Annotated in this window: 21 protein-coding genes, 1 pseudogene and 1 other annotated feature; of the genes and pseudogenes, 20 read left to right on the top strand and 2 right to left on the bottom strand. The window is 38.7% G+C overall.

Annotated elements, in window-relative coordinates; genetic code table 11:
- Window positions 1–55: 55 nt before the first annotated feature.
- Window positions 56–269 (top strand) — a binding site (T-box leader).
- Window positions 270–346: 77 nt separating this feature from the next.
- The 20 genes and pseudogenes from alaS (at window position 347) to mtnN (ending at window position 19,127) form a co-directional block, all read left to right on the top strand.
- On the top strand, window positions 347–3,007 hold the full coding sequence (gene alaS, locus ACOMCU_RS05770) for an alanine--tRNA ligase (RefSeq protein ID WP_421049642.1): 2,661 nt from the start codon (window positions 347–349) through the stop codon (window positions 3,005–3,007).
- Window positions 3,008–3,094: 87 nt separating this feature from the next.
- The gene (locus tag ACOMCU_RS05765; protein ID WP_004226839.1) at window positions 3,095–3,361 is read left to right on the top strand and encodes an IreB family regulatory phosphoprotein; all 267 of its coding nucleotides are present in this window, start codon (window positions 3,095–3,097) and stop codon (window positions 3,359–3,361) included.
- Window positions 3,362–3,363: 2 nt separating this feature from the next.
- The gene (gene ruvX, locus ACOMCU_RS05760; RefSeq protein WP_010859979.1) at window positions 3,364–3,780 is read left to right on the top strand and encodes a Holliday junction resolvase RuvX; all 417 of its coding nucleotides are present in this window, start codon (window positions 3,364–3,366) and stop codon (window positions 3,778–3,780) included.
- A gap of 17 nt (window positions 3,781–3,797) precedes the next feature.
- The gene (locus tag ACOMCU_RS05755) at window positions 3,798–4,106 is read left to right on the top strand and encodes a DUF1292 domain-containing protein (RefSeq protein WP_010859978.1); all 309 of its coding nucleotides are present in this window, start codon (window positions 3,798–3,800) and stop codon (window positions 4,104–4,106) included.
- A gap of 175 nt (window positions 4,107–4,281) precedes the next feature.
- Window positions 4,282–4,533: pseudogene (locus ACOMCU_RS05750) on the top strand (DUF1292 domain-containing protein); the annotation flags it as partial.
- On the top strand, window positions 4,513–4,809 hold the full coding sequence (locus ACOMCU_RS05745) for a DUF1292 domain-containing protein (protein ID WP_329600453.1): 297 nt from the start codon (window positions 4,513–4,515) through the stop codon (window positions 4,807–4,809). The pseudogene ACOMCU_RS05750 and the gene ACOMCU_RS05745, both read left to right, overlap by 21 nt.
- Before the next feature lie 537 nt (window positions 4,810–5,346).
- Window positions 5,347–6,156: a MetQ/NlpA family ABC transporter substrate-binding protein gene (locus ACOMCU_RS05740; RefSeq protein ID WP_421049641.1), complete on the top strand. Its 810-nt coding sequence runs from the start codon at window positions 5,347–5,349 to the stop codon at window positions 6,154–6,156.
- Between the two features lie 57 nt (window positions 6,157–6,213).
- A complete protein-coding gene (locus tag ACOMCU_RS05735; RefSeq protein WP_421049640.1) occupies window positions 6,214–7,293 on the top strand; it encodes a methionine ABC transporter ATP-binding protein in 1,080 nt (359 codons plus the stop codon).
- Window positions 7,235–7,888, top strand: coding sequence for a methionine ABC transporter permease (locus tag ACOMCU_RS05730; protein WP_010859973.1), 654 nt, complete (start codon window positions 7,235–7,237; stop codon window positions 7,886–7,888). Before ACOMCU_RS05735 ends, ACOMCU_RS05730 begins: the two co-directional genes overlap by 59 nt.
- A gap of 15 nt (window positions 7,889–7,903) precedes the next feature.
- Window positions 7,904–8,740, top strand: coding sequence for a MetQ/NlpA family ABC transporter substrate-binding protein (locus ACOMCU_RS05725; RefSeq protein WP_421049639.1), 837 nt, complete (start codon window positions 7,904–7,906; stop codon window positions 8,738–8,740).
- A gap of 15 nt (window positions 8,741–8,755) precedes the next feature.
- Window positions 8,756–10,102 (top strand): LLM class flavin-dependent oxidoreductase, encoded by a 1,347-nt coding sequence (locus ACOMCU_RS05720; RefSeq protein WP_421049638.1) that lies wholly within the window; start codon window positions 8,756–8,758, stop codon window positions 10,100–10,102.
- Window positions 10,099–11,286: an acyl-CoA dehydrogenase family protein gene (locus ACOMCU_RS05715; protein WP_421049637.1), complete on the top strand. Its 1,188-nt coding sequence runs from the start codon at window positions 10,099–10,101 to the stop codon at window positions 11,284–11,286. The genes ACOMCU_RS05720 and ACOMCU_RS05715 overlap by 4 nt, the downstream gene beginning before the upstream one ends.
- A 133-nt stretch (window positions 11,287–11,419) precedes the next feature.
- A complete protein-coding gene (gene mltG / locus ACOMCU_RS05710; protein ID WP_010859969.1) occupies window positions 11,420–12,547 on the top strand; it encodes an endolytic transglycosylase MltG in 1,128 nt (375 codons plus the stop codon).
- Between the two features lie 889 nt (window positions 12,548–13,436).
- Entirely contained in the window at window positions 13,437–14,069 is a 633-nt protein-coding gene (locus ACOMCU_RS05705; protein WP_421049636.1) for an O-methyltransferase, read from the top strand.
- Between the two features lie 5 nt (window positions 14,070–14,074).
- Window positions 14,075–15,007, top strand: coding sequence for a peptidase U32 family protein (locus tag ACOMCU_RS05700; protein WP_421049635.1), 933 nt, complete (start codon window positions 14,075–14,077; stop codon window positions 15,005–15,007).
- Between the two features lie 14 nt (window positions 15,008–15,021).
- Complete coding sequence (locus tag ACOMCU_RS05695) at window positions 15,022–16,302, top strand: peptidase U32 family protein (RefSeq protein WP_010859966.1); 1,281 nt, start codon at window positions 15,022–15,024, stop codon at window positions 16,300–16,302.
- Complete coding sequence (udk, locus tag ACOMCU_RS05690; protein ID WP_010859965.1) at window positions 16,302–16,940, top strand: uridine kinase; 639 nt, start codon at window positions 16,302–16,304, stop codon at window positions 16,938–16,940. Before ACOMCU_RS05695 ends, udk begins: the two co-directional genes overlap by 1 nt.
- Before the next feature lie 187 nt (window positions 16,941–17,127).
- Window positions 17,128–17,616, top strand: coding sequence for a transcription elongation factor GreA (gene greA, locus ACOMCU_RS05685; protein WP_010859964.1), 489 nt, complete (start codon window positions 17,128–17,130; stop codon window positions 17,614–17,616).
- Window positions 17,617–17,725: 109 nt separating this feature from the next.
- Entirely contained in the window at window positions 17,726–18,373 is a 648-nt protein-coding gene (locus tag ACOMCU_RS05680; protein WP_421049634.1) for a YrrS family protein, read from the top strand.
- A gap of 61 nt (window positions 18,374–18,434) precedes the next feature.
- Complete coding sequence (gene mtnN / locus ACOMCU_RS05675; protein ID WP_219362506.1) at window positions 18,435–19,127, top strand: 5'-methylthioadenosine/S-adenosylhomocysteine nucleosidase; 693 nt, start codon at window positions 18,435–18,437, stop codon at window positions 19,125–19,127.
- A gap of 894 nt (window positions 19,128–20,021) precedes the next feature.
- Here mtnN and sigK read toward each other — a convergent pair.
- Together sigK and pssA are read right to left on the bottom strand one after the other, a co-directional pair.
- Window positions 20,022–20,729, bottom strand: a complete 708-nt coding sequence (gene sigK, locus ACOMCU_RS05670) for an RNA polymerase sporulation sigma factor SigK (protein ID WP_010859961.1) — start codon at window positions 20,727–20,729, stop codon at window positions 20,022–20,024.
- Between the two features lie 86 nt (window positions 20,730–20,815).
- Complete coding sequence (pssA, locus tag ACOMCU_RS05665; protein ID WP_051112205.1) at window positions 20,816–21,316, bottom strand: CDP-diacylglycerol--serine O-phosphatidyltransferase; 501 nt, start codon at window positions 21,314–21,316, stop codon at window positions 20,816–20,818.
- Window positions 21,317–21,358: the final 42 nt, after the last annotated feature.

The following is a 21,358-nucleotide window of genomic DNA, read 5'->3' as shown; positions in this document are numbered from 1 at the left end:
AATAAGATGAACGTTGACACTCTTTGCAATCTTTTTTATAATTTACTGTATAATAGTAAAAACGATGATGGAACAAGTACGTATTTGTACGTGGACAAGAAAGGGATTTCTAGGCTGGAAAAATCCTCACGACTAACAAATGCCGAAAGCTACTCCAGAGTGCAGTTAATCACTGCCGTTCACTTACGTTACAAGTGCTTGAGAGGTAAGTAGGTTATACTTACAACTAGGGTGGTACCGCGAGATAATAACAAGTCCTCGTCCCTTTTTTGGGATGAGGACTTTTTTTGTTTATTTTGCGGATTCATCTCGTAATTTTACGTAGATAAGAGGAGGAACTTTCCACATGAAAGCAGCAGAAATTCGACGTTTGTATTTAGAATTTTTTAAAGAAAAAGGACATCATCATGAGCCGTCAGCACCACTTGTGCCTATCAATGACCCATCGTTATTATGGATTAACTCAGGTGTTGCAACACTAAAACCTTATTTTGATGGTCGTATTATTCCTGACAATCCACGTATTACAAATGCACAAAAATCAATCCGTACAAACGATATAGAAAACGTCGGGAAAACAGCTCGTCACCATACATTCTTTGAAATGCTTGGAAACTTCTCAATCGGTGACTATTTCAAAAAAGAATCTATTCATTACGCGTGGGAATTTTTAACAGATAAAAAATGGATGGGCTTTAATCCAGAACTTTTATCAATTACAATACACCCAGAAGACCAAGAAGCCTATGATGTATGGCATAACGAAATTGGCATTCCAGAAGAGCGTTTAATCCGTTTAGAAGGGAACTTTTGGGATATTGGAGAAGGTCCATCCGGTCCGAACTCTGAAATTTTCTATGATCGTGGAGAAGAGTATGGCTCAGATGAAAATGATCCAGAAATGTATCCTGGTGGTGAAAATGAGCGCTATCTTGAAATTTGGAACTTGGTGTTCTCTCAATTCAACCATAATCCTGATGGCACATATACACCACTACCAAAGCAAAATATTGATACAGGTATGGGACTAGAGCGTATTGTATCAGTGGTACAAAACGTCCCAACAAACTTTGATACGGATTTATTCATGCCGATTATTGAAAAAATTGAACAATTAGCAAACCGTCAATATAAACGTCCAGCTGAAGTAGAGTTAAGTGAAATCTTCGGATCTGAAGAAGACATTAACACACCGTTCAAAGTCATTGCTGACCATATTCGTACAGTCGCGTTTGCAATAGGTGATGGTGCACTTCCTTCCAACGAAGGTCGCGGCTATGTTTTACGTCGTTTACTACGTCGTGCCGTTCGCTATGCAAAACAAATTGGTATCGAGAAACCATTTATGTTTGAATTAGTTCCAACCGTGGGTGAGGTTATGGTTGATTTCTACCCTGAAGTAACAGAGAAATGTGAATTTATCCAACGTGTTATTAAAAATGAGGAAATTCGCTTCCACGAAACATTAGATGGCGGCTTAGCAATCTTTAACGATGTCGTTGAAGCTCAAAAATCAGTGGGCCATGACTATATTCCTGGTGCAGATGCATTCCGTTTATATGACACATATGGTTTCCCAATTGAACTAACAGAAGAATATGCAGAAGAAGTGGGCATGAAAGTTGACCATGAAGGATTCGAGGTTGCAATGGAACAACAACGTGAGCGTGCACGTGCAGCTCGTCAAGATGTAGACTCCATGCAAGTACAAAATGAAGTACTAGCAAACTTAACCGTGGCAAGTGAATTCGTTGGTTACGATACATTGTCTGTAGATTCAGAAGTTGCGGCAATCATTGTTTACGGCCAAGTGGCAAAAGTGGCTTCTGAAGGCCAAGAAGCGTTCGTTGTATTAGCAAAAACACCATTCTACGCTGAAATGGGTGGACAAATTGCTGACAGTGGTGTCATTTCTAATGATAGCTTCACGGCAATTGTCAAGGATGTTCAAAAAGCGCCTAATGGACAACCGTTGCATACTGTAATTGTGGAATCTGGTGAAATGCATGTTGAAGATGCAGTAAAAGCGGTAGTCAATCGTGATGAGCGTAATCTAATTATTAAAAACCATACAGCTACACATATTATGCAACGTGCGTTGAAAGACGTATTAGGTGATCATGTAAATCAAGCTGGTTCATATGTTGGTCCTGATCGTTTGCGTTTTGACTTCTCTCACTTCGGCCAAGTAACAAAAGAAGAATTACAGCAAATTGAACGTATTGTAAACGAAAAAGTGTGGGATGATATTGAAGTCGTGATTGAAGAAAAAGGTATTGATGAAGCAAAAGCAATGGGAGCAATGGCATTATTCGGAGAAAAATACGGCGATGTCGTACGCGTTGTATCCATTGGTGACTACTCTATTGAGCTTTGCGGTGGTCTTCACGTAAAACGCTCTTCTGAAATTGGTTTCTTCAAAATCGTTTCTGAAGGCGGTATTGGTGCAGGTACTCGTCGAATCGAGGCAGTTACTGGTAAAGTTGCTTACGAAGCTGTAAAAGAAGAAGAGGCGTACTTAAACGGCGCAGCAGCGTTGTTAAAAGCGAATCCAAAAGATATTGTGACAAAAGTACAAGCACTACAAGCGGACTTTAAAGAATTACAACGTGATAATGAAGCATTATCACAAAAAATTGCCAACGCACAAGCAGGGGCAATCGTGGACGCAGCACAAACAATTGGTGATGTAATCGTCCTATCTACTAAAGTAGAAGCGAAGGATAATAATCAATTACGTCAAATGATGGATGATTTAAAAGTAAAAATGACTAAAGCTATTGTCGTTTTAGGTGCTAGTGATGGCGATAAAGTGATGCTTTGTGCTGGCGTAACAAAAGATTTAGTTGGCGGAAACTATCACGCTGGAAATATCGTGAAAATGGTAGCGGAAGCTTGTGGTGGTAAAGGTGGAGGTCGTCCGGATATGGCGATGGCAGGTGCAAAAGATGCATCAAAACTTGATGAAGCGCTACTTTCTGTGTATGATTACGTTAAATCCATTTAATTAATTCGCCAAATCGGTTATAATAAAGAGAAATCGGGGATGAGCTTCTTTGCACATCTCCTTATTTCTGAAAGCGAGGTGCTGGTCATGAGTTCATTTGATCAAACGATGAAATTTAATTTTCCAGAAGAGTCAATGGAACAGGAAGTCAAGCAGGTAATGTTGAAAGTACATTCTTCATTAGAGGAAAAGGGATATAATCCTATCAATCAGATTGTCGGTTACTTACTTTCTGGTGATCCGGCGTATATTCCTCGCCATCAGGATGCTCGTAATTTAATTCGCAAGCTTGAGCGTGACGAAATTCTAGAAGAGCTTGTTAAATTTTATATCAAAAAGAATAACGAGGACTAGAAATGAGAATTATGGGATTAGACGTTGGGTCAAAAACAGTTGGCGTTGCAATTAGTGATGCACTAGGCTGGACGGCACAAGGTATTGAAACCGTAAAAATTGATGAAGCAAATGGCGTGTTCGGCATCGACCGTTTAGCCGAGCTAGTGAAGGAATATACTATAACTGAATTTGTTGTAGGGTTCCCGAAAAACATGAATAATACGGTAGGACCCCGTGGTGAAGCTTCTGAAAACTATAAAAAGTTATTAGAAGAAACATTTTCACTACCGGTCAAGCTATGGGACGAACGTTTAACGACGATGGCAGCCGAGCGCATGCTAATCGAAGCGGATGTGAGTCGCAAGAAACGCAAGCAGGTTATTGATAAGATGGCTGCTGTGATGATTTTACAAGGCTATTTAGATAGCAAAAACTAACTGATGAGGTGAAAGACATGGCACAAGAGCATAACCATGAAGAAGAATTACATGTACAACATATTACTGTAATTGACGAAAACGGAAACGAGCAGCTTTGTGAAGTGATTCACGTACACGAGTCTCCTGAATTTGGCAAATCATATGTATTTTATGCAATGGTAGGCGCTGAAGAAGATGAAGAAGGTTCTGTAGAAATCTTCGTATCTTCTTTCGTACCATCTGAAAACGGCGAAGATGGTGAGTTGACACCTATCGAAACGGAAGCAGAATGGGATATGGTGGAGAACGTTTTAAACGCTTTAGAGGATGAAGACGAAGAATAATCGTTTTTCTATTTGAAGTGTGGGAACAAGGATGGCAATGTGCGGTCCTTGTTCCTTTTTTACTGTGTTCAGTGAAAATAAACTTCTACTGACTGCAAAAAATAGTCTAAGATAAATATGAAATCTGGACGTAAAGATGCTAAAGCATTTGATATAAATAAGGAGGGATTTTCGAATGAACGAGGAAACACAAGAGTTTATGATAATGGGTGAGGATGGCAAAGAGCAAAAATGCCGTGTAGTCTTTACTTTTGATGCAGAGGAGAAATCATATGTACTGTTTTCGCTAATTGATGCAGAGGGCCATGAAATTCCTGGTGATATTTCGGCCATGACATTCGATTATGATGATAACAATGGCGACATGACAAATTTACAGCCTGTTGACACAGAAGCAGAATGGGAAATGATTAATGAAGTTGTCTTAACGCTTCTTGAAGAATTTGAAGAAGAACCACAACTGATTACTGTGACAGATGAAGAGGGCAATGATCAAGTGTGTGAGGTAATTCATACGTTTGCGCTAGAACAATTTGGTAAGTCGTATGTACTCTACGTGCCTGCAACGGACGAGCCATTTGAGGAACGAGATATTTTTGCTGCGCAATATGTACCTGGTAAGGACGGCATTATTGAGGAATTACTACCAATTGAAACAGACGAAGAATGGACAGTTGTGGAAGATGTATTAAACGAATTATAAATGAAACTCTGAGTGGCGACATGCTATTCGGAGTTTTTTTATCCCGTATCAACGGTCAGTAAGACGCCCACCTCAAGTGGAAAGATAAAAACGAATCAACTAGGTGCGCGATCAACTGACCATATTAGCCCGATTGGTTCAACTAACAATCAGTGGGGGATGAAGAAAACCCCCCACTGATTGAAGTTTCACTTTATTGGATTTTTGTATTCGAAAGCCTAATTGAAAATTTCTATCGGATGTTTAAAAGTTTTCTATCTAATAATAAAAAACATGTATTTAATAGTGACTATTTGTCTTTATCGAGCAAATAATTGCTTTTTACGATTTTTATTTTACGATTTTTATGATTAGAGGGAAAAAACAAGAAAAAATGGCATTGACCAATCATTAGTAAACAGATAAGATTTATTTTAAATAAAAATATGAAATTTCAAATAATTTGGTCATTTGAGAAAAACTTCATCCGTTATAAATTTTACGATTTTTATTTTATTATAAAACCAAGTAAATATATTTACAAAGGAGGATATAAGGATGAGGAAATTATGGGTATTGTTGGTCGGTGCGTTCGTGATGAGCGTATTAGCAGGTTGTGCTGAATCAGGTGAGGCAAGTAAGGATGACACGGTCACTTTAAAAGTAGGGGCAGCAAGTGTACCACATGCAGAAGTGCTGGAATACTTATCTGACGATATCGCAAATGAGGGTGTGAAATTAGAAATTTCCATTTTAAAAGATGCTGTACAAACAAATCAACAAACAGCGGACGGTGAATTGGATTTCAATTATTTTCAGCATATCCCATTTTTAGAGCAAACAAATAAAGAAAGTAATTTAGATTTAGTAAGTGTAGGAGGTATACACATTGAACCATTTGGTGTGTACTCAAAAACAATCGATAGCATAAATGATTTACCACAGAATGCAGAGGTAGCAGTACCAAATGATGTAGTCAATTTTTCCCGTGCATTACTATTGTTTGAGAGTAATGGTCTTATTGAATTAGATGATGCAAAGAAGAATGATTTTACAATCGAGGACATAACAAAAAACGAAAAAAATATTCAATTTATCGGAGTGGATTCCCTTTTATTAGTTCGTTCACTAGATGATGTAGTCGCCTCTGCCATAAATACCAACTATGCCTTAGAGGGAGGGTATAACCCAATAGAGGATGCACTCATCATTGAAGGACCAGAATCACCGTATGTCAATATTATCGCCACGACTAAAGAAAAAGAAGATGATGCTGCCATTCAAATAGTTGTCAAATGGTTAACAAGTGATAAGGCACGTAAGTTTTTTGAAGAACACTATAAAGGTGCTGTCGTTCCAGTATTTTAACGGTCATATAGCACAATTATCAAGACACTAAATTCACTGACAAGGAGGAGAATGTGCATGATTGAATTCATCTCAACGACGAAGGAATTTCAGGTGGGTCAATCCACAGTTAAGGCCTTAAATCACATCAATTTAACGGTACAAAAAGGAGATATATTTGGTGTTATTGGTTTTAGTGGTGCTGGTAAAAGTACCTTATTAAGAACAGTGAATTTATTGGAAGAACCTACATCAGGTCAGGTACTTGTTAATGGCATAAATCTTACAACATTAAGTAAAAAGCAATTACGAGAGGAAAAGAAAAAAATCGGGATGATTTTCCAACACTTCAATCTGCTCAATTCTAAAACAGTTTTTGAAAATGTGGCGATGCCATTGGTGTTGAGCAGTGCCAAAAAATCAATTATTGAAATACAAGTACGTGAAGTACTAACATTCGTTGGCTTAGAAGATAAAGCCAATCGTTATATAGACGAATTATCTGGTGGACAAAAGCAACGGGTTGGAATCGCGCGTGCGCTGGTAACAAAGCCAAAAATTTTATTGTGTGATGAAGCAACATCTGCACTTGATCCACAAACGACAAAGTCTATTTTAGAGCTATTGAAGCGTGTCAATGTTGAGTTTGGTATTACGATTTTAATGATTACACATGAAATGGAAGTAATACGCGACATCTGTAATCGCGTTGCGGTCATGGAAAATGGTGACATTATTGAAGAAGGGAATGTGCTTGATCTATTTTCTGCACCAAAAGAAGATACAACGAAAAACTTTGTACAATCGGTCGTTCGTGAGGACATTCCTCAATCAATTTATGAGCAACTTAAAGTGAAAAATGGATCGAAACGCGTTTATAACATGAAATTTATTGGGGTGGATGTAGGGCAACCAGTAGTATCACAGGTAGCGAAAAAATTCAATGTCGATGTCAATGTACTGTTTGGCAATATTACTGAGCTACAAGGTATACCCTTTGGTAATTTAATCGTTGAACTCGTTGGCCCTGAGGCAGAAATTCAAAAGGCATTTGTCTATATTCAAAACAAAAATATACAGGTTGAGGAGGTCAGTGCACATGAAGGTGAGCTCACAAATCATTATCGACGCAGTGTTGGATACGCTGTACATGGTTAGTATCTCGTTATTTTTTGGAGCGGTCTTAGGATTTATCTTAGGCATTACATTAGTTGTGACAAGAAAAGGACATATTTTGGAACATAAAATTATCTTTTCTATCGTGAATCCTATAGTAAATACGCTGCGCTCCATTCCATTTATTATTTTACTTGTTGCCATTATTCCATTTACACGTTTAATAGTTGGGACGGCCATTGGTACAACAGCAGCAATCGTACCGCTTGTTTTGCATATCGGGCCGTATATTTCAAGATTGATAGAAAATTCTTTGCTTGAAGTGGATGAAGGCATCATTGAAGCAGCAAAGGCAATGGGAGCCTCTCCGTTCCAAATTATTGGTAAATTTTTATTGCCTGAAGCTTTCCCATCATTGATTTTAAGTGTCACGACGGCAACTATCGGCTTGATAGGGGCGACAGCAATGGCAGGAGCAGTAGGTGGCGGTGGTCTTGGTGATGTAGCCATTACTTACGGCTATCAACGCTTTGATAATGTCACAATTTTAGTAACGGTTGTTATTTTAGTGGTGCTCGTTCAAATTATTCAAAGCATCGGCAATAGCTTTGAAAGAAAACTACGAAGAGTGTCATAGAAGGGAAGTACTACAATGAAAAAAACGCAATATCTCATAGGATTGCTTACGCTACTATTTTTGCTTGTAGCATGTGCAAAAGCCGAAGAAAAGGATGTCGTAAAAGTCGGTATTCGCAGCTCTGAACTGAAAACATGGGAGTATATCAAAGAACAAGCGGCGAAGGAAAATCTTGAGCTCGAACTCGTTACATTCTCTGCCCAATTTGACCCAAACCAAGCATTAGCAGAGGATGAAGTGGATATTAATGCTTTTCAGCATGTAGCATACTTAAACTTATTTAATACGAATAATAATACTGATTTACAGGCGATAGGTACTACAATTATGGCGCCCATTGGTTTATATTCTAACAAATATAGTGCATTAACGGATATCAAAGAAGGAGCAAAAATTGCGGTACCAAATGATCCATCGAACTGGGGACGTGCGCTGTTATTACTGCAAGAATACGATTTACTGACGGTTACTGAAGATTTTGATGGCAATGGTGGAGAGGACCGTATTAAAGATAATCCGAAAAATTTAACGATCCTACCTGTAGAGGGGGCAACAACACCACGTGTTATGGAGGATGCTGATTTTGCAGTTATAAATAATGGTGTGGCAGTAGAAGCGGGCTTGCTTTTAACGGATGCCATTATTCATGAGAGTGAGACTGCAAAGCCATTTATTAATGTGATAGTGGCCAAGGCAGAAGACCAAGACAATGCAACATTGAAAAAAATTGTGGATATTTATCAACGTGAAAAAACGGCAAATTTCATTAAAGATATTTCAAAGGGGAATTATGTTCCTGTCAAAATGCCATTGGACGAATTAGCTTCATGGAAAAAGTTTTATTCATATTAAAGGGAGTGAGGATGAATGGCGGAGAAAAAGGAATTGAAGTTAGCGTTGTATTTAATAGGAGCAGGGATGCATGTTGCAGCTTGGAAACATCCGAAAGGGCAAGTAAATGCAAGTATTGATATTCAAACGTTGCAAAAGGCGGCTCAGATTGCGGAGAAGGGTAAATTTGATATTGCTTTTGTCGCCGATAGTTTAGCAATTAATCATGAATCGCATCCCCATATTTTAAATCGTTTTGACCCACTCATTCAGATTACAGCTTTAGCGGCAGCAACGACAAAAATTGGTCTAGGTGCAACGGCATCGACAACTTATAGCGAACCATATGTGTTAGCGAGACAGTTCATGTCTATCGACCATATAAGTAATGGCCGCGTTGCATGGAATTTAGTAACGACGGCCGACGCAACAGGTGAGACTGCTCAAAACTTTAGTCGGGATAAACATTGGGAGCACGATCATCGATACGAGCGCGCAGAGGAATTTATTGATGTTGTCCAATCATTATGGGATTCATGGGAAGATGATGCGTTTGTCTATGATCGGAACAATAACATTTTCTATGATCCAAAAAAGGTACATGAAACAGCCTTCAAAGGGGACTATTTATCGGTAAAAGGACCGTTAAATATCGCTCGTTCAGTGCAGGGGCAGCCTGTTATTGTGGAAGCAGGTGCGTCAAAGCCTGGGCAAAAATTGGCCGCACGTACAGCAGAAGTAGTTTTTGTGCACTGGGATGGTATTGAAAAGTCGAAGGACCATTATCGTAATTTAAAGGCACAACTTGCCCCATTTGGTCGTTCGGCAGAAGAACTTCTTATATTGCAAGGGATTTCACCAATTGTCGGTGATACGGAGGAAGAAGCTAATCGTAAGTACAATGAGTTGCAAGCTTTAGTAGATCCTTATGAGAGCTTGAAGTTTGTTTCGGGTTATATGGGAAATGTTGATTTTTCGAAGTATTCGTTAGATACACCTGCGATTGAAGTGGAATTTCCGGAGGTCAACAGTATTCAAAGTCATTTCCATGAGCATTTAGACATTATTAAAAAAGAAAATTTAAAGGTCGGGGATTTATATGCACGTCTATTTGGCCCAGCCCGTCGTGATGCCTTTGTGGGGACACCTATTCAAATTGCCGACGAAATGGAGCGTTGGATTAACGAGAATGCAGCAGATGGCTTTATGTTACAATTTCCATTATTGCCACGTGATTTAGAGGACTTTGTAGAAAAAGTTATCCCTATTTTACAAGAACGCGGCATCTTTCGAAAAGACTATACAGGCTCGACGCTGCGTGAGCATTTAGGGCTGAAAATACCAGAAAATCGATTTGTCAAAAGTAAGGTGACACCGACATGAGTGATGTCTTTATTCGCAATGAACGTGAACAACAGCTTGTGCAATATGCTCGTGGCTTATCAACGCAAATTGAAAAAACAGCAGCTAGCTATGATGAAAGCGGAGAATTTCCATTTGAGCATTTTAAGATTTTAGAAGAGGCGGGTTATTTCCGATTAACGGTGCCGAAAAAATATGGAGGGGATGAAATTTCACTCTATGAAATGTTATTAGTACAGGAGCAGTTAGCTAGAGGGGATGCTTCAACTGCGCTATCAGTCGGGTGGCATTTATTAACCTTTTTAAATGTCCGAGAGGCTAGAACATGGTCAGAACAAGTGTTTGCAGAACTGAGCCGAAAAGCTGTAGAAGAAGGGTCATTACTGAATATTATAAATAGTGAGCGAGGGAAGGGCAATATTTCACGTGGCAGCTTGCCTGGAACGACTGCTAAAAAAGTGGATGGTGGCTATATTATTACAGGTGAGAAGGCCTTTGCTTCGTTAGCGCCCATCTTACAGCAATTTACGATTATCGCCTATTTAGAAGAAGAAAATTTAACTGCAGAGTTTCTAATAACGAAAAATGAGCAGGTAGAAATGATTAATACGTGGAATGCGATGGGCATGCGTGCTACAGGTAGTCATGATATTATTTTCCATGACACATTTGTGCCTGATGAAGCATTATTATATCGTCATCGCCCAAATGAAGTGAATCGCTTTTTAGCAGATGGTCGGGTTTATTCACTAGAAATTCCGGCTGTCTATTTAGGTATTGCAGGGTCTGCAAGGGACTATGCCATAGAGTTTGCGAAAAATACCTATTCATACAGTCTGAATAATACGATTGCTCATGCTAGCCACGTACAACAAAAAATTGGCGAAATAGAAGTGTTATATCAAACAGCCAGACGTACACTTTATAGCATTGCATCTCAGGTAGAACAAAATGCAGCTATCAAGGAGCAATTAGCGGACGATGTAAGTATTGCAAAATATATGATTTGTAACAATGCGATTGAAATTGTGACAAAAGCTATGCAAATTGTTGGTGGGCGTAGCATTTCCCAATCAAATAAATTACAGCGCCTATTTCGAGATGTACAGTGCAGCCGCTTCAATCCACCTGCTGACGATGTGGTCATTTCACAGCTAGCACAAGGCTTGTTGATGGATGAAAAACAAGGTGCTTTTCAATTATGAAAAAGTAGTAATCTGCTGACAAAAGTGTTAGCAGATTTTTTTATGTGTGCTAATTCTCCTGTATTGTCGATTTCTGTTTGTCGTAAAAGTTGATTTCTAGTATGATATTGGATAGTGATAGGGGGGGAAACCCGTGGATAACGGTTCTAAAAAACAAGAAATGTTTTCAAAAATGCAAGAAAGAAAATCTGAGGTAAAAATCGTGAGAAAAATAGTTGCTATTATAACAATAGTTTTTGTCTTAGTATTAGGGATTGTCGGTTTTTTTGGCTATAACTATGTGAAGAGTGCACTAAAGCCTATGGATCCTGATGCAACAAAAACAATTGCTGTTGAAGTACCAATTGGCTCAAGTTTAGGGTCCATTTCGGCGTTATTAGAAGACAAAGGCATTATTAAAGATGCAAGCGTTTTTAAGTATTATGCCAAGTTTAAAAATGAATCACAATTCCAAGCAGGAAATTATGATTTAACTCAAGCTATGACATTGGACGAGCTTATCGAGAGTTTAAAAACTGGGAAAGTATATCGTACGCCAGTCTTTGCAATGACAGTTCCAGAAGGCTTAACACTTGAACAAATAGGTAAAATTATTGAAAAGAAAACGCCGTATACACAAAAAGAATTTATGGATTTAGTGACAAGTGAAACATTTGTTCAGCAAATGATGGCCAACTATCCTGAACTTGTAACAGATGCAGTGCTAGCGGAAAATATTCGCTATGATTTAGAAGGCTATTTATTCCCTGCAACGTATTCATACTTTGAAGAAAAACCATCATTAGAATCCATTGTAGAAGAAATGGTAGCAGCTATGAATAATGTTGTGAAAAATTACAGTGATGTTTTAACAGAAAAACAAATGTCAGTGCATCAGCTATTAACATTCGCCTCTTTACTGGAGGAGGAAGCAACAGCTCAAACAGATCGAGAAACGATTGCAAGTGTATTCTTTAATCGTATCGATGAGGGCATGCCACTGCAAACAGACCCAACTGTTTTATATGCACTTGGTTCGCATAAAGACCGTGTTTTATATGAGGATTTAGAAGTCGAAAATGCCTATAACACATATAAAAACAAAGGCTTACCACCTGGACCAATTGCTGGTGCTGGTAAAACATCGATTGAAGCCTCTTTAAATCCGAGCAAAACTGATTATTTCTATTTCTTAGCTGATAAAGAAGGCGTCAACCACTTCTCGAAAACATATGATGAGCATTTACAAAAGGTCGAAAAGTATTTACGTCAAGCGGAATAGTTACGTCTCATAATAGAAAAAAGCATATGCAATAAGAAGAATAGAAGGAAAGAAAAATAGCTTTCCTTCTATTTTCATGCTATTATAAGTTGTGATTTTAACATTATTCAACAAAATGTTACCTTAAAGGTTATGTGAAAGAGCAGGTTTCGACTTGCATTATGCAGGCTTATTTAATGCCTGCTGAATAAAGTTAAAGCCTCCGGTAAATGTCACAGCTGTTTGTTACGTGAAAATGAAGCGTCAATAGAAGACTCTGCAAGTATTGAATTATGTTTACACAATTCATAATCTGGACGCAATTACGCTGAGGTGTAATTGATTCAATATATACGTGGTGGCAATTGTTTCGAGCATACTCGAAAAAACAATTGCTCATTTTTGTATGGCAAAGTACCAAGACATCACGTTTGGTCTTTTTCTTTTTGTAGGTAAATGATGATGAATTATGAATAGGGTCAATGAGGTTTTTCTTGTTGCATGTAATTTATTTCAGCAGGTCTTTTAATGTTACGACAGCATGCTTTAGTAAGAGTGAACGACAGCTACAGCATCCCCTAACTTCAATAGATGGGGGATAAGTGTCAAAAGATGTATTCGATTCAGTGGGGTTTCAAACCTTAGCTGAATTAAGTTAAAGCACCCAGCAAATGGCATAGATTTTGATGGAAGTGAATTTAGGAAGGTAGCGTAGATCGTCATATTCATAAGACAATTTTCTGATCGAAAGCGGAGTGGCCGAAACAATGACAAACTTGTACTACTTAGCTAACAAAGCCAAGTCCTGTAGTACCATTAACCCGACCGTTCGAGCATGCCTAAATGCACGCCAAAATTGGACGTGTTGTTTATTTGCTGAGGTGTGATTGATTGAGGTGTAAATAAAACAATGGAATTATCGGATGCATATATACAATCATTTATTCAACCACGTAATGATTTGCTTTTAGAAATGGAAGCATATGCGAAGGATAATCATGTACCAATTATGCAACTTGCAGGCATAGACGCACTGAACCAGTTGCTACGGATTCAAAATCCGTCAAAGATTTTAGAAATTGGTACGGCAATCGGTTATTCGGCTTTGCGTATGGCAGAAGCTTTGCCAAATGTGCAAATCGTTACAATTGAGCGTGATGTAGACCGGGTTACGAAAGCGAAAGATTATATTGCTCGTTCCACTGATGCAAATCGAATTACAGTGATTGAGGGGGATGCCTTAGAAGTAGATGATAAGGCAATTCATACAGTATTCGATGCAGTGTTTATTGACGCAGCAAAAGGACAATATCAACGTTTTTTTGAAAAGTATGCGCCTCTTGTGAAATCAGGTGGAGTTTTGTATATCGATAATATGTATATGCATGGCTTGTCAGATTTGGACTTAAAGGATGTGCCGCGTCGTAAGCGCACTATGATTCGAAATTTAAAAAACTTCACAGATTGGATTATGCATCATCCTGATTACACAAGTGCATTTTTACCTGTCGGTGATGGCTTATTATTATGTTTGAAGAGGTGACTACTATGAAAAAACCTGAATTGCTTGTAACACCGCAGACGGTGGACCATGTAAAAGCGCTTTTAGAAGCTGGAGCAGACGCTTTTGTCATTGGTGAACAACAATTTGGCCTTCGTCTTGCTGGGGAATTTTCTGTCAGCGAAGTAGAAGAAGCAACAAAGCTTATTCATGCAGCTGGTAAGAAAGTATATGTTGCAGTGAATGCGCTTTTCCATAATGAAAAAATAGATGCACTTGGTGACTATTTAAAAGAGCTGCAACGAATTGGCGTTGACCGTTTAATTTACGGTGACCCTGCTGTTATCATTGTACGTCGTGAGCAAGGTGTCACAATTCCACTGCACTGGAATCCAGAAACAACAGCAACTAACTGGTTTACGGCTAATTACTGGGGGAAACGTGGTGCAATGCGTGCTGTTCTTGCACGTGAACTTTCTTTAGATGAAGTAGTAGAAATTAAAGAAAATGTGGAGATGGAAATTGAAGTACAAGTACATGGTATGACTTGTATGTTCCAATCGAAGCGTCCATTACTAGGTCATTATTTCTTATACCAAGATAAAGTAATGGAAATTGAAAATCGTAAGGAAAATCGTAATATGTTCCTTCATGATGATGAGCGTAACAATAAATATCCGATTTATGAGGATGCAAATGGTACGCATATTTTCAGTCCAAATGATATGTGCATAATCGATGAGCTCGGTGAATTATTCGAAGCCGGCATTGATGCATTAAAAATTGAAGGTGTACTGCAAACACCGGAATACGTTGTGACTGTAACGCAAGCTTATCGTCAAGCAATCGACACATATTTTGACGAATCAGAAGATGCGTATGATGACATGAAAGATGATTTACTAGCAAAAATTGAAGACATTCAGCCAGCCATCAGACCTCTCGATACTGGGTTTATCTTCAAAGAAACAGTGTACTAGGAGGTGGCAAGAACATGGCATTAGCATTACAACAAAATGACAAAATCCGTGGAATCGTGGATGGGAAGCGCGTCATTACAAAGAAACCTGAACTACTTGCCCCCGCAGGTAGCTTAGAAAAATTAAAAGTGGCCGTTCATTACGGTGCAGATGCAGTATTTATTGGTGGTCGTGAATTCGGTCTTCGTTCAAATGCAGATAACTTCTCCATTGAGGAAATGCGTGAGGGTGTAGGATTCGCCAATAAATACGACGCGAAAATATATGTGACAACGAATATTTTTGCTCACAATGAAAATATGGACGGCTTAGAGCAGTATTTGAAGGATATTGAATCTGCAGGCGTAACAGGCATTATCGTAGCAGACCCGCTAATTATTGAAACATGCCGTACAGCTGCGCCTAAACTTGAAATTCATCTTTCTACACAACAATCTCTGTCTAACTGGAAGGCAGTACAGTATTGGAAAGAAGAGGGCTTACACCGCGTAGTTTTAGCACGTGAAGTAGGTGGCGAAGAAATGAAGCTAATGAAGGAAAAAGTCGATATCGAAATCGAAGCGTTCGTTCATGGTGCAATGTGTATCGCTTATTCTGGTCGTTGTGTACTATCAAATCATATGACGGCACGTGACTCTAACCGTGGAGGCTGCTGTCAATCTTGTCGCTGGGATTATGATTTATATGAGGTAGAAGACGGTGCGGAAAAAGCGCTTTATGATGATAATCATGCTTCGTTCGCTATGAGCCCAAAAGATTTAAAATTAATCGAAGCAATTCCTCATATGATCGAGCTGGGTATTGATTCGTTAAAGGTGGAAGGCCGCATGAAATCCATCCACTATGTGGCAACCGTAGTTTCTGTTTATCGTAAAGTGATTGATGCTTATTGTGCAGACCCAGATAACTTCAACATTAAACGTGAATGGCTTGAAGAGCTAGATAAATGTGCAAATCGTGACACAGCGGAAGCATTCTTTCACGATGCACCAGGCCATGAAGAGCAAATGTTTGGCGTACATGGCCGTAAAACGACATATGAGTTTGCAGGGTTAATTTTAGACCATGATCCAGAAACAAAAATAGTGACAATGCAACAACGCAACTATTTTAAACCTGGAGATGAAGTAGAGTTCTTTGGTCCAGAAATTGACAATATCCGCTTCACGATGGGTGAAATTTGGGATGAAGATGGCAATAGTTTAGATGCGGCACGCCATCCATTACAAATTATTAAATTTACATGCGATACGCCTTTAAAACCGCACAATATGATGCGAAAGGAGAATAAGTAATGGCAACTAAGCGTCCAGTCGTCATCGGAATTGCTGGTGGCTCATGCTCGGGTAAAACGAGTGTGACACGTGCTATCTATGATGTTTTCCGAGAGCATTCTGTAGTGGTAATCGAACAAGATTATTACTACAAGGATCAGAGTCATTTAACGTTTGAGGAGCGTTTAGAGACAAACTACGACCATCCACTTGCGTTTGATAACGATTTACTGATTGAGCATATAAATAAGCTATTAAAGCGTCAGCCGATTGAAAAACCTGTATATGACTACGTACAACATACAAGGGCAAAAGAAGTAATTCCTGTAGCTCCGGTAGATGTTATTATATTAGAAGGTATTTTAGTGCTAGAAGATGCGGACTTACGTAATCTTATGGACATTAAATTATTTGTGGACACAGACTCTGATTTACGTATTATTCGTCGTATACTGCGTGATATTAAAGAGCGTGGACGTACGACGGATTCCGTGATTGATCAGTATCTATCTGCGGTGCGTCCAATGCATAATTTGTTTATTGAACCAACAAAACGTTATGCTGATATTATTATTCCTGAAGGTGGGGATAATGAGGTGGCAATCGATTTGATGGTAACGAAAATTAAAACTATTCTTGAAACTGACCACGTATTGTAATAAGATAGAGTGGTATTGACAATATTTACATGCTTATCAAAAGCATATTTTTGTAAAGCATGCATACTATGAGGTCAAAGAGCATTTTGAAATGGATTAAAAATAATAAAATTCGATTAACTGCATCATTGCATGCATTTGGTCGAGTTTTATGTTTTTATATTGAAGAAATAAGGAGTGAATAACTTTGTCAAATGAAAAACAGTACCCAATGACAGCAGAGGGTAAGAAAAAATTAGAAGAAGAATTAGTGAAATTAGAAACAGAAACACGTAAGGAAATCGTGGAACGTATAAAAATTGCACGTGACTTCGGGGACCTTTCTGAAAATGCTGAGTATGATTCTGCTAAAGAAGAACAAGCCTTTTTAGAAGGACGAATCTCTACTTTAAAATCTATGATTCGTAACGCGGTTATTATCACAGAAGATCAAACAGATAACAGTGTAGTTTCACTTGGGAAAACGGTTACATTTGTAGAGATTATTGATGGCAAACCATCAACAGATAAAGAATCATACACAATCGTTGGCTCAGCAGAAGCGGATCCAATGGAATTCCGCATCTCAAATGAATCTCCAATTGCTAAAGGCTTACTAGGACGAGCAGAAGGTGAAGAAGTAGTTGTCCAAACACCTGGTGGCGAGATGAAAGTTAAAATTATTTCGATTAAATAATCGATGTGTACAAGCAGTTAGCTTTTCTTAATTTAAGAGAAGCTAGCTGTTTTTATTTTGCAAGTGGTCAGGAACTTGTTAAAATATTGGCTAGAGAGGGGGAGTCTTCATGAGTGAACGACAAACGCGAAGCAATCGTCATCTGCAGCCATCTCGCAAAAAAAAGTTCGATAAACTTTTAAATGTTTTAATTGGCATTGTCCTTATACTAATTGTGATAACGGCAATGTATGTGTTTAAATGGCAAGACGACACAGAAGAAACCGTAAAAGAGGACCCAATTCAAGAACAAAAGAACGATGATGCGACGAAAGAACATCCGAAAGAGCAAGACGTCGAAGACGAAGTCGACGAGGAAGTATCTGAAGATGACAAGCCTATAGAGGAATCAATACAGCCTGAGCAGGACACAACTGAAGAAACACCATCGGATAATCCAATTGTTGACCGTGTAGTGACAGATAAGAGCTGGCAACCTACACCTACAACACAAACAGGTGAGCATGTATCATCGTATGATGCCAAGTCTGTAGACTGGGCTGAAAAAGTAGCGACCATTACAGCTGCCACAGGCATCGCCGAAGACAATATGATTATTTGGCGTCTAAAAAATAATGGTAGTGCTGATACAGCCATAGCCACGATATCTACGAATGACAAGACAGAAATATATCGTGTGAGCATGGAATGGGTTAACAATGAGGGCTGGTTGCCTGTAAAGCTTGAGCAACTGAATACATTGGAAGGTGCCTATTGACGAAAGTAACTCTATTGATTATTTTTAATAGAGTTGAATATAGAAGGGAAGTAACATACACATGAAAATCGCTGTAATCGGTGCAATGGAAGAAGAAGTAGAATTATTACGTGCATCTTTAGAAAGTGCTACTAGCACAACAATTGCAGGTAGTGAATATACAACAGGAACATATGAGGGCAAAGAAGTTATTTTATTAAAGAGCGGTATTGGTAAAGTCAATGCAGCGATGTCAACAACCATTTTATTACATGAATTTAAACCAGATGTGGTCATTAATACTGGCTCAGCTGGAGGCTATGACGAAGCATTAGAAGTAGGTGCAGTTGTCATTTCAGATGAAGTGCGTCATCATGACGTGGATGTGACGATTTTTGGTTATGAGATTGGACAAATGGCTGGTATGCCTGCTGCATATAAGTCGGATGCAAAGCTTATGAAAGTCGCTGAAGAGGCTGTGAAGGCAGTAGGCGAACATCAATATGATATTGGTTTAATTTGTTCAGGTGATGCCTTTATGAATGATCCAGTACGTGTGGAAGCTGTACGTCATCATTTCCCACAAATGAAAGCGGTCGAAATGGAAGCGGCAGCTGTTGCGCAAGTTTGTTATCAATTTGACACGCCATTCGTTGTGATTCGTGCATTATCAGATATTGCAGGAAAAGAATCAAACATCAGCTTTGATGAGTTTTTACCAGTAGCAGCAAAACATTCGACACAGGTAGTATTAAAAGCGATTTCTTCGCTATAATCTACACAAAATGGACAAAATGAGTGACCAGCGAGTGAGAAAAATCACAGTTTTCTGTGTAAACAAATGCTACACTGTCATTAATAAAATAAACTTTAATCGATGGAAACTTTCGATGTACTGGACATGTTGTGCAAGCCATGATACAGAATGTCCTGTCCTTCGTATCCAACGATTTTAGTTGACCGGCAGGAACGCATTCCACATACGATTCCACAAACTGCTGTGAATTTTGTATGTGTATCATTTGTGTTCCTATTAGCCCTCTCAAATGGCCCACCTACTCTTGTGGGCGTCTGAGTACCACATCATATGGGATTAATTTTTTTGCATTCGGTTGGGAGGCATGAATGATGTTATTTTTGACAGCAGGCGTAGTCATTCTTACGACGTTAATCGGTTCACTTATTTCAGCTGAACTTAGTGAATCCACTCATTAAACTGTGTAGAAAGCTCCTTTGAGGCTGTGAAAGCCACAAAGGAGCTTTTTCTTATATGCACCAGGAGTATACAGCTCATGAATTATTTAGAGTGGGCTAAATGTTATTTAAGGTAATTCATTTCATAAATAGTTTTTCTATAAAGAAACACGTATATTTTGTTAGGAGTGTTAGGGAGCTAATCCAGCGGAATATACCTATGTGATAGGAATAATTACTTTATTTCATTCATAATATTTGCCTTTATTGATATGAAAGTGAATTATGAAATGGATACAAATAATTACGTAAAGTGGGTATGTGTTATATTGGTGCCGCACCATTCAAAATTCCTCGACATTTTTACATGTTCAACAGTAAGTGATTTTTGTCCAAAAGCGCACAAGCCAAGGCAGAAGGATACATGGAGACGAAACGATATGTTGAATTTTTGTCTTTAACAATTTACAATAAACTACTCAATAGACTTTTGATCTCTTTTGTAAAATTGATAGAGTTTAATGAGTGCTCGCTTTTCAATGCGAGATACATAGCTACGAGAAATGTTCAAGCGGGCAGCAATTTCTTTTTGTGTCAGTGCATCCTGATGATTTAAGCCATAACGAAGTGTCACAATTTCAAGCTCTCTTTCATCGAGCATGTGCAAATAGCGATACAGCTGTGCAACATGCTCCTTGTGTTCGATTTTTTCTGTCGCGCTCTCTTCATCACATTGCAGGAGATCACGAATTTGCAAAGCATTGCCATCTTTGTCTGTACCGATTGGTTCAAATAAGGATACATCCTTTTGAACTTTCTTTTGGGTGCGCAGGTGCATTAAAATTTCATTTTCGATACAGCGTGCTGCGTACGTTGCTAATCGGGTTTTCTTGTCAGGGGTATAGCTTTCTACGGCTTTCATAAGACCAATTGTACCGATGGAAATATAGTCATCGAGCTGCTCATGTTTTGGATGGAATTTTTTTACGACATGTGCGACGAGTCTCATATTGCGTTCAATCAAATCTAGACGTGCTTGCTCATCGCCACCTAAAAATCGTTCAATACAAGCAGCTTCCTCTTCCTTTGAAAAGGGTTTATGGAATGTTTGCCCTTTTAAGTAACCTAATAAAGCAGGGATCTCAAGCCATAATTGAAGCATAGAAGTAAAAATTCCGCTCATTGAATGATTTCATCCTTTCCCCATTTTTCGACAGTATATGTTAAGAAACGGCGTTCAATGAAAAAAAGTGCAACAGCAAGTTGCTGTTACACTTTTTTTAGCGTGATAGTACTAATCATTAATAACGCTAGTATTGGAAACAAGAAAAGATAAAACGCAGGGTGGAACGTATTAGATGCAAAATACGTTAATGTTAATAACGTACCAGCAGCTGTAATCGGTAACCCTGTGAAAAAGCCATTAGCTTCACTAATATTGAAGCGAGCTAATCGCATCGCACCGCAGACGATGTATAGAACAGTCATCATCATGCCGACAAAACCAAAGTCGACCAAGACAACTTCGTACATTAATAATGCAGGCGCTACACCAAATGATATAATATCACTCATAGAATCTAATTGCTTACCTAACGCAGATTCTTGTCCGAGCGCGCGCGCTACTTTTCCGTCGTAGCGATCAAGAAGGGCTGCAATAAAGATAAACAGGACACTGTAGCTATAATATTCATGTAAAGTGGCCATAATGGCCGCGCCACCAAAGGACATATTACTAATTGTAATGAAGTTTGCTGCGTGCGATTTCATTTTCTTAACCGTGGTATCCACCAACTTGTGATAAAAAAACAA

Source organism: Lysinibacillus sp. UGB7 (assembly GCF_049058285.1).
GTDB classification, from domain to species: domain Bacteria; phylum Bacillota; class Bacilli; order Bacillales_A; family Planococcaceae; genus Lysinibacillus; species Lysinibacillus sphaericus_B.
The sequence above is the reverse complement of the archived record's forward strand: the minus strand, read 5'-3'. Positions and strand labels throughout refer to the sequence as shown.

Excerpts from the sequence above, each read along its gene's own strand:
- alaS (WP_421049642.1), top strand. The coding sequence starts at position 347 with ATGAAAGCAGCAGAAATTCGACGTTTGTATTTAGAATTTTTTAAAGAA.
- ACOMCU_RS05765 (WP_004226839.1), top strand. The coding sequence starts at position 3,095 with ATGAGTTCATTTGATCAAACGATGAAATTTAATTTTCCAGAAGAGTCA.
- ruvX (WP_010859979.1), top strand. The coding sequence starts at position 3,364 with ATGAGAATTATGGGATTAGACGTTGGGTCAAAAACAGTTGGCGTTGCA.
- ACOMCU_RS05755 (WP_010859978.1), top strand. The coding sequence starts at position 3,798 with ATGGCACAAGAGCATAACCATGAAGAAGAATTACATGTACAACATATT.
- ACOMCU_RS05745 (WP_329600453.1), top strand. The coding sequence starts at position 4,513 with ATGATTAATGAAGTTGTCTTAACGCTTCTTGAAGAATTTGAAGAAGAA.
- ACOMCU_RS05740 (WP_421049641.1), top strand. The coding sequence starts at position 5,347 with ATGAGGAAATTATGGGTATTGTTGGTCGGTGCGTTCGTGATGAGCGTA.
- ACOMCU_RS05735 (WP_421049640.1), top strand. The coding sequence starts at position 6,214 with ATGATTGAATTCATCTCAACGACGAAGGAATTTCAGGTGGGTCAATCC.
- ACOMCU_RS05730 (WP_010859973.1), top strand. The coding sequence starts at position 7,235 with ATGAAGGTGAGCTCACAAATCATTATCGACGCAGTGTTGGATACGCTG.
- ACOMCU_RS05725 (WP_421049639.1), top strand. The coding sequence starts at position 7,904 with ATGAAAAAAACGCAATATCTCATAGGATTGCTTACGCTACTATTTTTG.
- ACOMCU_RS05720 (WP_421049638.1), top strand. The coding sequence starts at position 8,756 with ATGGCGGAGAAAAAGGAATTGAAGTTAGCGTTGTATTTAATAGGAGCA.
- ACOMCU_RS05715 (WP_421049637.1), top strand. The coding sequence starts at position 10,099 with ATGAGTGATGTCTTTATTCGCAATGAACGTGAACAACAGCTTGTGCAA.
- ACOMCU_RS05705 (WP_421049636.1), top strand. The coding sequence starts at position 13,437 with ATGGAATTATCGGATGCATATATACAATCATTTATTCAACCACGTAAT.
- ACOMCU_RS05700 (WP_421049635.1), top strand. The coding sequence starts at position 14,075 with ATGAAAAAACCTGAATTGCTTGTAACACCGCAGACGGTGGACCATGTA.
- ACOMCU_RS05695 (WP_010859966.1), top strand. The coding sequence starts at position 15,022 with ATGGCATTAGCATTACAACAAAATGACAAAATCCGTGGAATCGTGGAT.
- udk (WP_010859965.1), top strand. The coding sequence starts at position 16,302 with ATGGCAACTAAGCGTCCAGTCGTCATCGGAATTGCTGGTGGCTCATGC.
- ACOMCU_RS05680 (WP_421049634.1), top strand. The coding sequence starts at position 17,726 with ATGAGTGAACGACAAACGCGAAGCAATCGTCATCTGCAGCCATCTCGC.
- mtnN (WP_219362506.1), top strand. The coding sequence starts at position 18,435 with ATGAAAATCGCTGTAATCGGTGCAATGGAAGAAGAAGTAGAATTATTA.
- sigK (WP_010859961.1), bottom strand. The coding sequence starts at position 20,729 with ATGAGCGGAATTTTTACTTCTATGCTTCAATTATGGCTTGAGATCCCT.
- pssA (WP_051112205.1), bottom strand. The coding sequence starts at position 21,316 with ATGAAATCGCACGCAGCAAACTTCATTACAATTAGTAATATGTCCTTT.